Here is a 14,342-nt window from a genome sequence, read left to right as displayed (position 1 = left end):
CAAGTCGTGATTTAATCAAAGTGCGGGGCGTCCAAAGCTACTTGCCGCTCGCTTTGCTGGTGTCGGACTTGGGGGCGTTGCCTGGACCGTCTGATTCCACTTTTTTCTTCAGGCTTTCGAATAGTTCTTGGGCGTCTTTCTTGTTGACAAACACCGGTTCTGATAATGCTTTTTCCAGGATATTCAATGCTTCCAGATTTTTGGAGCTATCCGCCAAAATCCGCGCCACATAATAGGCACTGTCGGAATTGAGCGCATTATTATTCGCCAATTGCTGCAAAATTCGGGCGGCTTCTTGAATGTTCCCCAGCTTGTATTGAGTCACCGCGACCGCGGTCAGCGCCTCGCCAAGGAGCTGCGGTTGCGTCCCTTGCTTGTTGTTGGCGTTAAATGTTAATTGTGCCAGTTCGGCGCCGCGACGGCGTTTGTTGGCGTCGTTTTGCTCGGCCAGGACCAGGGCAAGTTGATTGGCCACCTGAAAGTTGCCTGGATAGCGGTCATGCAAATCGTCCAGCAGTTTTTCGGCCCGGTCCAGATCGCGGGTAAAGCGGGCCAGGATTGCCGCTTGCAATTGGGCGTCCTGGGAAGCGGGATCAATGGTCAAGGCTTTACTGGAGACGGCCTTGGCATAGTCCAGGTCGTTTTTTGCAATTGCCCATTGTGTGGCCAGAATGTGGCTCCGCAGCAAACGTTCTTTATTGAGGGCGGGGTCTTCCTTGAGCGCAAGCTCAAAAGCTTTCTTAGCTTCTTTGACATCCATTTGTGAAGTTAAAGGATCCTTTCTTTGTTCATACATCATGGCAATCGCTAGATTTGGCGAGATGGCGTTTTTGTCCAAAGTTGCGGCTTTATTAAAGGATTCCCAGGATTCCTTGAGTTTACCCAACTGAAACAGCACCGCCCCCAAGCGGGTGTGCGGGGCGGATTCCTTGCTGGAGGGATCCATGGCGATCCAGGCGTCCAGGTGTTGCTTGGCCTCACCCCATTGCTTGCGGTTTTCAGCGACCAACGCCCGCGCGCTCAGGTAGGCCTTTTGTAGGGTTGCCTTCCGAATGGGATTGTCACTATAGGTTTCGATCAATTTGCCAGCCCGGTCCAAAATGCAGTCGGCGTCGGTGACGCGTCGTTCACTGAGGGCAATCTGGCCAAACAGGACATACGCTTCGGGGTCGGTGGGGGCGGTGCGTACCGCTTGCTCTAATTCGGCACGAGCCGCGGGGGCGGCATTGGCGGCGGCCAACAGCCGGGCCAACATCACTTCTTCCGGCGGCAGTTTGGGAAAAGCGGTCTTCGCCTCGCTCAGCAATTTGCGGGCGCCCTCCAGATCGCGGGCCAAGAACTTGGCGATTGCCTCATTGACCTTTTGATATTGCGGGGTGTCGGCGTCCGCGACGTCATTGGCCAATAGATTTTTGGCCGAGAATTTTTCTGGGCTAGCGTCACCAGCGGGGGGAGTCGCTCCCGTTGCGGGAGTGGTTGCCGCCGGGGGGGTTGCCGGAGTCGCGCCCTTGGCGGTTTCTCCCTTGGGAGCTTGGGCAAACAGGCTTATTCCGCCTCCCAGAACCCCTCCCGCCAGGCACAAGCCCAGGGCGGCGTGACGCAAGGAAGCGGGTGAAGGTAAGGCGAAATGCACAAAATTAGAGGTCTGTGCCTGGAAAAACTTGTTCATCATGTGCGTGTCGGGAAACTGAAGGAAAATGAAAGAACATGCCACCCTTGCAAAGGGTGCGTTATATCAGAATGGCTCCGGTAGGTTTCTCCCCGCTCTCGGCAAAAGTCGTTCAATCAACACATTTTAGCTTACCGGAACAACAGCGGCGACTCTAGGGAAAAGGAGGGAATTTCCTGGCTAGCCCCGAAAAGTCTGGAGATTTATCTCAATATACCAATTTTGCGGGGGTTTAACCCTTTCCCTCCACCGTTACCTACGAGGCGGATTCGCCCAAGGATCAGTGCGGGGAAGCAAATTCGGAAATATTTGCCCGTTTTGCGGCTCCCGCCCGGATTGCCAGAACAATTCGGCTGAAGTTACGATAAGTCCTCCCGCCTCGACGATTATTGGCGGATGTTGTCCCGGGGGGGGTATTTCCGCACGTCTATGCTGATTGGCCCGATATTTACGCGAGAATTTTTGACCGCGCCGACGCGCGTCAAGTTTTATGCGCTTCCCCTCATCTACCTGGGGACGCTACTCTTGTTGCTCTTGGCCGCGTGGTTGCTTTTGGCGGGAACACAGGAATTGCGCACCCCCGCCGATTCCGCCCGTTTTGGCATGACCATCGTCCCCCTTTTGGCCTGGCTGCAACTGTCGCTGGCGGTGTTTTTTCCGGCGGTCCTGGCGGCGGTCAACGTCGCGCAAGAAAAAGACCGCCGCACGCTGATCTTGCTGCTGCTGACACATTTGCGTAATTCCGAGCTGGTCCTGGGACGATTACTGGCCACGCTGTTGCCCTTGGCGGTGGCGTTGGCCGCGACAGTGCCGTTATTCATGCTGCTGCGGGGGTTTGGCGGGTTTTCACTGTATCAGTTATTGGTAATGTTGGGCATTCAGGCGTTAACCGCGCTCTTGACCGCCAGCCTGGGATCGCTGTTGGCGCTGTGGCGGGAAAAAACATTTCTCAGCCTGGCCCTGACCTTGCTCACCATCGGAATATGGCTGGGGTTTTGGAGCGCGGTGGCTAGTGGTCTGCTGGGGGAGTCCTGGCGCGGTTACTCCACCGCGGACTGGGCCGCAACGTTTAGCCCTTTTGCCGCGCTGGGGCAATCCTTGCAACCGCTGGGGTTGGAACGCCAACCCTGGCCCTATGTTGGCTCGCCGGTCTGGGCCTATGTGGCGTTTGCCGCGACTGGGACGCTGGTGCTCAACGGGATTGCCATTTGGCGGTTGCGGGTATGGAATCCCCCGCGCGAGATTGTGCCCGCCAACCTCAAGGAAACCACGACCCCGGATCAGACGGCCAGCCCCCGCGATATCCATGCCGCACCGGGAAAAACCCGCCCAGTCTGGGCCAATCCCATACTTTGGCGCGAAGTGCGCACCTGGGCCTATGGAAAAAAAATCCTCTGGGTCAAGGCCGTGTATGGAATGGTCTTTGCCGCGGTAGTGTGGGCGTTGGCGACTCGGGCGGGGGGAATGGCCCCCACCCGCGAAACGCTGGCGGTGATGCTAGGGCCCTTGCTCATGCTTAGCTTGATTCTCATCAACGCTTTGGCGGTCAATTCGCTCAGCAATGAAAAAGACCTGGGGGCGCTGGATTTGCTTTTGGTGACGGACCTGTCCCCGCGAGAATTTATCTATGGCAAACTGCTGGGGATCGCCTATGGGGCCAAGGAATTGATATTGTTACCCTTGGCGTTAATTGCGGGATTGTGGTTGACGGGGTGGTGCAATACGGCGAGTTTGATTTATCTCTCCCTGGGGTTGCTTACTTTGGTCTCTTTTGCCGCCATGTTGGGCGTGCATGTCGGCTTGACCTATGACAATTCCCGCACGGCCATCGCGGTTAGCCTGGGGACAATTTTCTTTTTACTGGTGGGAATCGGCATTTGCATGCGGATTTTGATCGCGTTTGGGAATACCTCGCTCGAGATTCAACTGGTGGCGTTTTCGGCGGTGATGGCCGGCGGCGGAGTCGGGATGTATGCCGCGCTGGGGCTGCGCAATCCCTCGCCGGCGATTGCCTTAGCGTCTTGTTTATGCCCCATTGGCACCTTTTTGTTATTTATGTTTTTTCTATCCGGCGGCGTGGTGCATGTGTTTTTGCTCACCGTGGGAATTTATGGCTTTGGCACGCTAGCCATGCTGATCCCCGCCATCGACGCCTTTGATGTGGCGACCGGACGCACCACGGAATAACAGCCCCGGGTAAATAGCCACGACGGGCTTTGATGGGAATAGTGTCTTTACTGACGTGAGTAACCCAGGGAAATTACGATATTCAGGATTTCATCATAAGTGATAAAACGGCGGCGATTGGTCAGCTTGTACCGGTCGATGGCAATCGCCAATTCACGGCCATCCGGCGATAAACCTTCATGGCTATTGGTAAATTGGCGACGTTCCACGGCCGGGCTGTCGCCCGTATAACTGCGTCGATTTAAGAGCGTCCCCGCCGGGGCCGGATGATCGCCAATCCATTCCTCCAAAACCTGGACTTCCGTGGATTTTTCGGGCTGGACGGCAAGGGTTTCAAGGCTCATGGCAAACCTGGGCAAGGGGTGGTGTTTTGCTCCGCGGACTGTAAGCAAATTTAAGTCATTATTTTTGGCCAAACCCGCCAACCCTGGAAAAACCCGCGTTTTCCCCCACGGGCGGGGTTCATATTTTGCCATGCGCGCCGGTTATGCTAGCGATTTTTCTCCTAGCTAGCGGAAACGGGTTCGCGGACGTCTAGCGTGATAGCGCCACCCCCTCCGGTCATTTGTCCCCCCAGCCGCTCTTGCCGGGGAAAGCCCCGCCGGTTATTTCCCTGTTATTTTCGGTCGGGTGATGGGGAAAATTGCCGCGTCTGGTCGCTGTATTTTGCCGGTTTGTCAACGGACGCGCTCCGGCAAAATTGAAAATTCCCCAGGGTGTTGTTTCCTTTATTGATTTTATTATTGCCGCCATGAATTCTATTCCCGCCACGATTCCCCTTTCCGCCACCAAGGCCCCGCAAGAAAGCGGCTTGCTTTTGACACTGGCAAACCGCCGCTGGGGCGTGGGCCTGCTGTTGTTGGTTATCGCGATCTGGGGTTGGACCGATGTGCGACGCCGGGCGCGCACCAGCGCAACCGACCCGTTGGTGCATAAGACCGATGTCACCGTTTATACACAGGCTGGCGCCGCGCTGTTTGATGGACGGCCCCCCTACGAAGTCACCAACCCCCGCGGTTGGCATTATCTGTATCCGCCGCTCTTTGCCATTGGCATGGCGCCGTTATCGCTGCTCCCCACGACCGAGCAAGCACTCGTATGGTTTGGCGTCTCTTGTCTCTGCCTGTGGGGAGCTTGCGCTGAAACCCGGCGACTATATCAATGGGCGGCCGAGATCCCCCGGGGATTTTTATATTCCAGCCGGAAAGTCATCCCCGGTCAGGTTGTTGACTATCGACACGCGCGCTTGACCAATGAAATATTTTTTGCCGCGGGAATTGCCCTGGTCTTTCCCGTTCTTAACTGTTTGCAGCGCGGACAAGTGGGGGTGCCGCTGGTTTATTTGTTGCTATTGGGAACGCGACTAGCCCTGACCGCGGGAACCGTTCATCAACTATTTCTGGCGGGCCTGGTGCTGGCCTTACCCGTGGCGATTAAATTGACGCCGCTATTGCCGGTCGCGGTTTTGGCTGGCGGGATGCTGGTGCGCGATTTGGCTCAGTTGCTTCACTGGTCTCCCACCCCCCCACGGACGAATCGGGAAAATCACGGGCAACAGAATCAAACCATCCAGTTATCCGGCGGCATCTTATGTGTCTCCGGTATCCTGGGCCTGGCCGTGTGGTTTTTGCTGGTGCCGGGATTGATTCTCGGCCAGGAAAAAAACTTAGGTCTGTTACAAACCTGGTATACGCGGGTGGTCAGCAACCAGGATGTGGGAACGGATAATGACTTTAACGCCCGCAGTTTACGCAACCAAAGTTTTGCCAATGGTTTGCGGCGCATGGGTAATTGGTGGGCGTATTGCCAGGGGACCGGCCCCGACGATCGGGTGGCAGATGATTTGGCACATCGGATGCTTCCGCTACCCATGGAAAACCCCGCCGCGGATTTAACTATCAAAGTGGTAGTGGGGGGCGTGTTGATGTTATTGGCCGCCGCCACGCTAAGGCTGGGGATGCGCGCCGCTAACCAACAGCCAGAGGCGGAAAGTACCACGATCCACGCCTCATCCGCGCGGTTGGATTGGCTGGCGGTATTTGGCTTGGCGTGTACAGCGACGGTGCTGGTCTCGCCGCTGTCATGGGGGCATCATTATGTGATTTGTTGGCCGGCGATGGTCTTTGTGCCGCTATTCTTGGCGAGTTGTGGCTCAGAGAGGCTGGCCCGGAGCCTGGCCTGGTCGGCGGCGGGGCTGCTGTTGGCCCATTATGTGATCCTGGATTATGCAGGGCGCGTGGGACTGCTGGGGCTGGGGATGACGGTCTGGTACGGCGTGGGCGTGTTGGCGGTCCTGCGCGGGGGTGGGCGTGGCCAAGCAAACACGTCCTATAGATTGGGCCAACCAACAACGGCGGGCGAATAAGATTGCTTTAATCGTAACGAAACTGCATCGGGGGATTTGCAACGCGCAAACCCCCCCGTTCATTTTTCTTTACGGTTCAGCAGTGCCGCACATATCCGGCGGAACCAGTTACACCTTACGTTGTCCTGAATTCTTCCGCTTACGCGTCGCTCGCTTTCTCCTCGGTCTTTTCGGTGGTTTTTTCCTCCGCGGCTTTCTCCTTGCTCTTATCTTTTGCTTCTTGCTTTAGCTCTTCCAGCTTCTTTTGCTGGGCGGCGGTCAGGACTTCCAAAATTTCGCCATCCCGTTTTTCCTTGAGTGCCTTGAGTTGCTCTTCCAATTTGGAAATTTCTTCCTGGTAGTCGGCTTGCAGTTTGTAGATCGCCTCGCGCTGCTTTTCATCGATTCCCAATTTAGAGTAATACTGCGGAAGGCGAGGCTTTACGGTCTTGGGCTTGTCGGCGGATTTTTCGGGGGCGGCCTTTTCCGGGGCGGCCTTGGATTTGGATTTAGAACTTTCGGCGCTTTTCGCCTTGCCGGACTCAGCCTTTGATTTGGGGCTGTCGGATTCCTTTTGTGCCCAGAGATAGCCCTGGCAGGCCAGCGTACAAGCCAACAACACTCCCAACCCACCCCGCAATGTAAAGTTTTTCATGACAGACTCGGAAAAAAAGAAGTGGCCAAAAAAAGAATGAAATTCGCCTGCCACGAATTTCCCGTAACCTACTTAGCTACAACGTCCGCCGCAAGAATTTTTTTGATTTTTCCTAAAAATTTCACACAACTATCACATAAGTTGGGAGATAAGCCCCCTGCCGTGCCGGGCATCTATTTCATTCCAGAGATCCAACGTCGACTGTAAAGGAGAAAAGTGCTTTTGGGCTAAAGCCAATTTGCGTGCAGAACGTGGAATTTTAGGATTAGTGATTTTTTGGAGGCTAGGGCTTGCATATTCCCGGCAGTTTGTGCGATATTTCACAAAGTTTTACGCCCGGGGGGGACCGCACTCGCTGCCGCAAGTCGCGATTTTCCGGGACTTTTGTGGCTTATTCCGCACTTTTCCGGCTCTAGATGGTGAGTGGCGGTGGTCGAATTTTTAATACAATCGCTGGGTAGTCCCGCTTGGCTGGCTTGGACTTTGGTTGCCTTGTTGCAAGCCGGGCTGATTTTAGGCTTGGTGGCCACCGGCGCGCTCATCTTTATCTGGATGGAAAGAAAGATTTCGGGACGGATCCAGGACCGTCTGGGCCCCACCCGCGTGGGGGGGAAGTTTGGCTGGTTGCAGACCCTGGCGGATGGGATCAAGCTGATCAGCAAAGAAGACACCATGCCGGGGGATGCGGACCCGCTGCTGTTTCGCGTGGCCCCCTATGTCAGCTTTTCCGCGTCTCTCACAGCCTTTTTAGCTTTGCCGTTTGCCGCCAACTGGGCTGCTCTCAACCTGAACGCGGGTGTATTTTTCCTCTTGGCGATTGTCGGTTTAGAGGTTTTTGGTGTCATTTTGGCCGGTTATGCCTCCGCATCCAAATGGTCGCTCTTTGGCGCGATGCGCGAAGCCGCGCAGGTGGTTAGTTACGAGGTCCCGCTGGGGCTTTGCGTGGTTGTGCCGGTGGTTTTAGCCGGAAGCATGGATTTATCGGTCATTGGTGAAAGCCAGCGGGGCTGGTTTACCAACTGGTATGTTTTTCATGATCCCTTTACGTTTATCACATTTTGGGTCTACTTTACCTGTGCCACGGCCAGTGTGAACCGCGCGCCATTTGACTTGGCCGAGGCCGAGAGCGAACTGGTCGCCGGGTTTCATACCGAATATTCCGGGTTTCGCTGGAGTATTTTCTTTTTGGCAGAATACGGATCGATGTTTTTGGTCAGCATGCTCGCCGGAATCTTGTTTTTTGGCGGTTGGAATGGCCCCATCCCGCTATTTGACTTGCTCGGTTGGTCGTATTTGCCGTTTGCGACGGAACCAAGCGTCTTGGGTTACTTGGCCAACTTGGCGGGAGTCGGTAACGTTATTCTCAAGGGGGTAATCGGCGTCACTGTCATGATGTGGGTGCGGTGGACGCTGCCACGCTTACGCATCGATCAGGTAATGACCACCTGCCTCAAATACTGCACGCCCATCGCGGCGGTCATGTTTTTAGGTGTAGTGTTTTGGCAGCAATATCATCTCCCCAGCATGAATCAGTTGCTCCCCTTTGGCCATTATGACAGCGCGGGAAAATGGGTTAGTTTTCCGGCAGGCAGCATACGCGAGGAGTGGTCCGTCGGGCGGCTAAACGGTGCCGCCGCCAGCGACACCCCCTCAACCCCGGCTCCCACGGAAACCCAGGCCTCTCACTTACAAAAAGCTAACCCTAGCGCGAAATTAGCGGTATCAACGCCACAGCCCCTCGCGCCATCCGGGGAGGATCAGCCATGAATTGGCATGCCTTCTTTTTTTATGTCTACGCGACCATGGCCTGCGGCTTTGCCTTGGCGGTGGTCTTTACCAGCAACGTGGTGCGGATGGCGTTTTATTTGACGCTATGCCTGGGGGCGACATCGGGCCTGTTTTATTTGGCCGGGGCGGATTTTGTCGGGGCGATGCAACTGTTGATTTATGTGGGGGGGACGCTGGTATTGCTGATCTTTGGCGTGATGTTAACCGCGCAAGAGCCGTTTATCTCTATCCAAACCGACAGCGGCGAATGGATGAAATCCAGCCTGGTCGGGGGCGCGCTGTTGATTGTGCTATTGGCGGCGGCCGTGCGCATGCCCCAGTGGCTCCCTCCCGCGACAGCTGCGGTTGAGGCCCAGGCCGAACTCACGCCCACGTCCACTCCCCTGGGGTTGGAGTTGCTTTCCACGTATTTGCTGCCATTTGAGATTGTGTCGATGCATTTGTTGGTGGTTTTGGTGGGAGCGGCCTATTTGGCCCGCACCAAAAAGCGGGCCTCGCGCTCGGCGGCGGAGCAAATGGAGTAGCGAATCCCCGGTATTCGTAGCCGAAAGTTGTTTATCAAATGTTCACAATTGGCGTTACCCATTATTTGATTGTCGGGGCGATTTTATTCGTCTGCGGCGTGGTCTGCATGGCGACCAAGCGGAACGCGCTAGGCGTGCTGATGGGGATCGAATTGGTGCTGAACGGGGCCAATGTTAATTTCGTGGCGTTTGGCAGCGTGTATTTGCAGCAAAATCCGCAAATCGCCCTGCGTTTGGACGGTCAGGTGATCGCGCTGTTTGTGATTGTGCTGGCCGCCGCCGAAGCCGCCGTGGCCCTGGCGATCACGCTCAACTTTTATAATAACCACGCCACGGTGGATGTTGATCGAGCCGACGAACTCCAAGGCTAATTCCGCGATCCCGCACGGATCACTTTTTTACATTTATGGATCTTGCCGCGACATTACCGATACTCTTAGGCTTGGCTTGGCTTATTCCCCTGGCCAGCTTTACAGCGATTGTGCTGGCTGGCCCCCGCATGGGCAAGCATGGCGAGTACGCCGCCTACGTGGCCACCGGGGCGATTCTAACGTCGTTTGTGCTCTCGGTGTTTGCCCTGTTTGGCTGGGTGGGGAAGCATGGCTTTGGCGGGGGACATGACGCTGACCACGGAACACACGCGGCTAGCGGGCAACTTCCGCCCCATTCGCTGGCCAGCTCTTTAACTGGGAACAATTCCCCAAAAATCATCCTGGCATCCGCGCTAGCCGCTAATGAACCAGCCTCGGGCCATTCACCGTCGGATCACGGAACCAGCGGCCATGCCGATAAAACCCACGATGGCGACGACCACCACGATCAGGCGGCCCCGGTGGCATATCTGGGCGAATGGTATCGACTGGCCATTATCGGCGGTAGTTTACAGCTCAATATTGGGTATTACATCGACGCCCTCACGGTCATCATGTTTACCATGGTGACGCTGATCGCCTCGTGCATTCACTTTTATGCGATGGGTTACATGCACGATGAGTTGCATGACGTGACCGACCACGAAGTGACTCTCAAGGGGAATCCCTATGGGCATGATGATCATAGTCATCATGAACAGGGCCATCATGAACAGGGTCACGGCCATGCTGATCATGGTCACACAGGCCATGGAGACACGGGCCATGGAGACACGGGCCACGGTCATGATGCCCATAGCCATGACAACCACGGCCACGACTCGCACGGCCACGGCAATCACCTCGTCCGGCCGGGGCGTTTTCATCGCTTTTTTCAGTATTTGTCGCTGTTTTGCTTTAGCATGTTGGGGTTGGTGTACGCGGGCAACATCGCGATGGTGTTTGTATTTTGGGAATTGGTCGGAATTTGCTCGTACTTTTTGATTGGCTTTTACTTTGAACGAAACAGCGCCTCCACCGCCGCGAATAAAGCGTTCATTGTCAATCGGATCGGCGATTTTGGCATGTTGATTGGGCTAATGGCCTTGTGGGGAGCGCTGGGGACGTTCAACTTTGGGGATACGCTTGATTCGACGGGGCATATCACGCAGGCGGGCATCTTTAGCCAGGTCCGCCCCGCCGATCAACACCACCAGTTGACCGTCCCGGCAAACATGGTTCTGTACGCCGCCCGGGACCAGGCTAACGCCCGCGTTCGCGACGCCGCCACTCCCGAGGCCGCGCAGGCCACCCTGGACGCCGCCGTGACCGAATGGCGGGGGGCGGGCATGGGTTATTGGCTGCTCACCATCGCCGGTTTGGGGATATTTTGCGGTTGCGTGGGCAAAAGCGCCCAATTTCCGCTGCATGTGTGGTTGCCCGACGCCATGGAAGGGCCCACCCCGGTCTCCGCGCTAGTCCATTCCGCGACGATGGTGGCCGCCGGCGTGTATCTGGTCGGGCGCTTCTTTCCCGTGTTTACCCCCGAAGCCTTATTGGTGATTGCCTACACGGGCGCGATTACCCTGTTTATCGCCGCCACCATTGCCATCACCGCCAACGATATTAAACGCGTCCTGGCCTATTCCACCGTCAGCCAGTTGGGCTACATGATGCTGGCCCTGGGCGTGGGGGGGTGGCTGGCGGGATTGTTTCACTTGATCACGCACGCGTTCTTTAAAAGCCTGCTATTTATGTGTTCCGGCTCGGTCATTCACGCCTGCCATACCAACGATATGCAGCGGATGGGAGGACTGCGGCACAAAATGCCCTGGACCGCCTACACAATGCTGGTCGGCTGTTTGGCGATTGCCGGAGCGGGAATACCCCTGGCGCATATCGGCCTAAGCGGCTATTACTCCAAGGACGCCATCCTGGAACAGGCGTATCTTTTTAGCCAAAAAAATCCCGCCCATGGGATCCTGTTTGTGGCCCCGGCGCTGGGGGCGGCGATTACTGCGTTTTACATGTTTCGGATGTGGTTTTTGACGTTTGCGGGCAAGCCCCGGGACCAGCATATTCATGACCACGCGCATGAATCCCCTCCCATCATGTACGTGCCGCTGGTGATTCTCTCGGTCTTTGCCATTGGCGTGGGCTGGGGGATTGGCGGTGTCAGTTTGGTGGACCTGCTAGAGCAGGCGCGTCCGCTGGGGACCTTGGCGGGGGCGACGGGCGCGGCCTGGAACGTGGTCGTGCCCAACGAGCATGACAGCCACGCGGGGGGCATACCGATCGTGGCGGGTCTCACGGCGTTTGGCACGGCGGGATTAGGCTTTGTTCTAGCGGTGGTGTTTTATGGCCTGCGATACGCCAATCCGGCGGAGGTCCAACGCGCGTTCTCCCCGCTCTATACGTTTTTGTGGAATAAGTGGTACTTTGACGAACTGTACAACGCGATTTTTGTCCAGCCGGTGATGTTTATTTCGCGTCGATTTGCGGACTTTGACAAATACGTGATCGACCGCATCATCGACGGCGCGGCCTATGCGACCCGGGCGGTCGCGCGGGTGGATGACCTGTTGGACCGCTTTGGCGTGGATGGCGTGGCCAATGGCATCGCGCATTATGTACGGACCACCGGCTATTCCCTGAGCCAGGTCCAGACTGGCAAACTGCGGCAGTACGTGATGTTTATTGCCGTGGGCACAGTCGCCGTCTTTGCCCTGGTGGCGTTTTTGGTCACTTGGAGCATGGCGGGGCAGTAGGGATAGTGGATGGTGAAGAGTGGGAAGTAAGTGGTGGTTTGTGGTTGATCGACGAACTTTTTGAATTGTGCGCTACATATGGATCCGCAAAGTTTGCTGAGCTTTATCGTGTTTTTTCCCGCGGTCGCGGCGCTCGCGCTCGCTGTCTTTCCGCGCGATAAGGTCGATTTAATGCGGTTTTTTGCCCTGGGTGTAACCGCCATTATCTTTTTGCTAACCGCCTGGATGGCTTGGCAATCCGGCCAAGAGGGGCAATTTGTCATTGGCCAGTCCGAACTGCAAAACGCCTTTTCGCGCCCGTGGATCCCCTCGTTCAATATCTTTTATTTTATGGGATTGGATGGCATCAGCTTTCCCCTGCTGCTGTTGACCTCCTTTACCAGTCTGGTTGCCATGGGGGCCAGTTGGAGCATCACCAAACATGTCAAAGCGTACCTCATGCTCTTTCTCGTGCTCGAGACCGGCATGTTGGGCGTGTTTTTAGCCCTGGACTTCTTTTTGTTTTATATCTTTTGGGAAGTCATGCTCCTGCCGATGTATTTTCTCATTGGCATCTGGGGGGGACCACGGCGGGAATATGCGGCGATTAAGTTTTTCCTGTACACGCTGCTGGGCAGTATTCTGATGCTAATCGCCATCCTCATGCTGTACTTTAACAGTGATTTGCGGTCGCTTCCCGTGGATGACCTAATCGCAACCAAGGTGGTGGAGACACCCGAGGCGGCGGAAGCCCTTCGGGGAATGCCCGGTCCGCAGCACAGCTTTAATATCATGGCCCTGGCCAAGGTCGGCCAACTCCCCGATTCTCCCTTTAATAATGAACTGCTGTGGGGGCGCAACCTCTCGTGGTGGGCCTTTTTGCTATTGTTTATCGGCTTTGCCATCAAGGTCCCGGTCGTGCCGGTGCATACCTGGTTGCCCGATGCGCACGTCGAGGCTCCCACGCCCATATCCATGATCCTGGCGGGCGTGCTGTTAAAGATGGGGGGCTACGGCATCTTGCGGATTTGCTACCCCATCTGTCCCGACGGCGGCTATGATCTGGCGGGCTTTGTCACCACCATTGGCGTGGTGAGCATGGTTTACGGGGCCTTTGCGGCGCTCGCACAAAAGGACTTTAAACGGATGGTCGCTTATAGCTCTGTCAGCCACATGGGCTACGTGGTCTTGGGCCTGGGGGTCTGGAGCGCGGCGGGTTGGAATAATTATGATCCCCGCTATTGGGCGATGGGTATGAACGGCGCCATGTTTCAAATGATCGCCCATGGGATTAGTTCGGCCGGGATGTTCTTTATGGTGGGCGTGTTGTATGACCGGGTGCATCACCGGAATTTAGAGGAATTTGGCGGGTTGTTTGGTCGGATGCCCGTTTATAGCGGGCTGGCGTTTGTGATCTTTTTTGCCGGGTTGGGCTTGCCGGGGTTGTGCGGGTTTATTGGCGAAGTGCTGGTGACCCTGTCGGTGTGGAATTACAGCGGCGCCTTGGCGGTGGTAGCGGCATCGGTCGTGATCCTGACCGCGGCTTACATCCTCTGGGCATTGCAGCGGGTTTATTTGGGGGCGGAGTACAAGGGTCCACATGGCGACCATTTGACACCGATCACCCCCCGGGAATTGGCGATCTCGATCCCGCTGGTGGTGTTGGCGATTTACTTTGGCGTCTTTCCGCAAAATTTGCTGGTGTATATGGAACCGACGATCACCCAAACCGCCACCGAGTTGAGTGTTTGGACCAGAAAAATGGGGAAGGAACCGGCGGGCACGGGGAATATTCCCGTGGCGGCGCCGACCAAGCCGACCCTGAATTCGGAAGCTGGCAAAGATGCCCTGTCCGTGAAGGTAGAGCCAATCGCCGCTAACATAGGACCGGCTAGAGGTAATGAGGTTGCAGCCGCGATGCAAGCAGGACTCGCACACACGGAATAGGATGCGGCGTACGGGCTTTCACCCGCAACGGTGCGAGCGATAGGCTGATATAAGGTTGTTTTTTTGCGGACAATGTTTTGAATCGGGCCGTTGGCCCTTTCAAATATATTTTTACCCGAATCCTAGGGCGA

At 56.0% G+C, this 14,342-nt stretch carries 10 protein-coding genes; 7 read left to right on the top strand and 3 right to left on the bottom strand.

From position 1 onward, the window contains the following. Window positions 1–37 precede the first annotated feature (37 nt). Window positions 38–1,672, bottom strand: a complete 1,635-nt coding sequence (locus tag SFX18_17880; GenBank protein ID MDX1965021.1) for a hypothetical protein — start codon at window positions 1,670–1,672, stop codon at window positions 38–40. 459 nt (window positions 1,673–2,131) lie between these two features. On the opposite strand from SFX18_17880, the gene SFX18_17875 reads away from it, so the two are divergent. Further along, window positions 2,132–3,856, top strand: coding sequence for a hypothetical protein (locus SFX18_17875; GenBank protein MDX1965020.1), 1,725 nt, complete (start codon window positions 2,132–2,134; stop codon window positions 3,854–3,856). A gap of 47 nt (window positions 3,857–3,903) precedes the next feature. Here the strand turns inward: SFX18_17875 and SFX18_17870 are convergent, their stop codons facing one another. Continuing rightward, complete coding sequence (locus SFX18_17870; GenBank protein MDX1965019.1) at window positions 3,904–4,200, bottom strand: hypothetical protein; 297 nt, start codon at window positions 4,198–4,200, stop codon at window positions 3,904–3,906. A gap of 407 nt (window positions 4,201–4,607) precedes the next feature. Here SFX18_17870 and SFX18_17865 point away from each other — a divergent pair, with 407 nt between their 5' ends. Next, entirely contained in the window at window positions 4,608–6,221 is a 1,614-nt protein-coding gene (locus SFX18_17865; protein ID MDX1965018.1) for a glycosyltransferase family 87 protein, read from the top strand. Between the two features lie 139 nt (window positions 6,222–6,360). Here the strand turns inward: SFX18_17865 and SFX18_17860 are convergent, their stop codons facing one another. Next, window positions 6,361–6,855, bottom strand: a complete 495-nt coding sequence (locus SFX18_17860) for a hypothetical protein (protein MDX1965017.1) — start codon at window positions 6,853–6,855, stop codon at window positions 6,361–6,363. A gap of 429 nt (window positions 6,856–7,284) precedes the next feature. On the opposite strand from SFX18_17860, the gene nuoH reads away from it, so the two are divergent. From nuoH to SFX18_17835, 5 genes are all read left to right on the top strand, one after another. Next, window positions 7,285–8,622: an NADH-quinone oxidoreductase subunit NuoH gene (gene nuoH, locus SFX18_17855; protein ID MDX1965016.1), complete on the top strand. Its 1,338-nt coding sequence runs from the start codon at window positions 7,285–7,287 to the stop codon at window positions 8,620–8,622. Next, window positions 8,619–9,167, top strand: a complete 549-nt coding sequence (locus SFX18_17850) for an NADH-quinone oxidoreductase subunit J (GenBank protein ID MDX1965015.1) — start codon at window positions 8,619–8,621, stop codon at window positions 9,165–9,167. The genes nuoH and SFX18_17850 overlap by 4 nt, the downstream gene beginning before the upstream one ends. 38 nt (window positions 9,168–9,205) lie before the next feature. Next, window positions 9,206–9,538: an NADH-quinone oxidoreductase subunit NuoK gene (nuoK, locus tag SFX18_17845; protein MDX1965014.1), complete on the top strand. Its 333-nt coding sequence runs from the start codon at window positions 9,206–9,208 to the stop codon at window positions 9,536–9,538. Between the two features lie 35 nt (window positions 9,539–9,573). After that, window positions 9,574–12,285 carry an NADH-quinone oxidoreductase subunit L gene (locus SFX18_17840; GenBank protein MDX1965013.1) on the top strand — a complete coding sequence of 904 codons (2,712 nt, stop codon included), beginning with the start codon at window positions 9,574–9,576 and terminating at the stop codon, window positions 12,283–12,285. 78 nt (window positions 12,286–12,363) lie between these two features. Beyond that, entirely contained in the window at window positions 12,364–14,211 is a 1,848-nt protein-coding gene (locus SFX18_17835) for an NADH-quinone oxidoreductase subunit M (GenBank protein MDX1965012.1), read from the top strand. The last annotated feature ends 131 nt before the right edge of the window (window positions 14,212–14,342 follow it).

This window comes from Pirellulales bacterium (assembly GCA_033762255.1).
Lineage (GTDB): Bacteria > Planctomycetota > Planctomycetia > Pirellulales > JALHPA01 > JANRLT01.
Note: the sequence above shows the minus strand (reverse complement) of the source record. Positions and strands in the feature narration are given on the sequence as shown.

Excerpts from the sequence above, each read along its gene's own strand:
- SFX18_17870 (MDX1965019.1), bottom strand. The coding sequence starts at position 4,200 with ATGAGCCTTGAAACCCTTGCCGTCCAGCCCGAAAAATCCACGGAAGTC.
- SFX18_17840 (MDX1965013.1), top strand. The coding sequence starts at position 9,574 with ATGGATCTTGCCGCGACATTACCGATACTCTTAGGCTTGGCTTGGCTT.
- SFX18_17835 (MDX1965012.1), top strand. The coding sequence starts at position 12,364 with ATGGATCCGCAAAGTTTGCTGAGCTTTATCGTGTTTTTTCCCGCGGTC.
- SFX18_17880 (MDX1965021.1), bottom strand. The coding sequence starts at position 1,672 with ATGATGAACAAGTTTTTCCAGGCACAGACCTCTAATTTTGTGCATTTC.
- SFX18_17865 (MDX1965018.1), top strand. The coding sequence starts at position 4,608 with ATGAATTCTATTCCCGCCACGATTCCCCTTTCCGCCACCAAGGCCCCG.
- SFX18_17850 (MDX1965015.1), top strand. The coding sequence starts at position 8,619 with ATGAATTGGCATGCCTTCTTTTTTTATGTCTACGCGACCATGGCCTGC.
- SFX18_17860 (MDX1965017.1), bottom strand. The coding sequence starts at position 6,855 with ATGAAAAACTTTACATTGCGGGGTGGGTTGGGAGTGTTGTTGGCTTGT.
- nuoK (MDX1965014.1), top strand. The coding sequence starts at position 9,206 with ATGTTCACAATTGGCGTTACCCATTATTTGATTGTCGGGGCGATTTTA.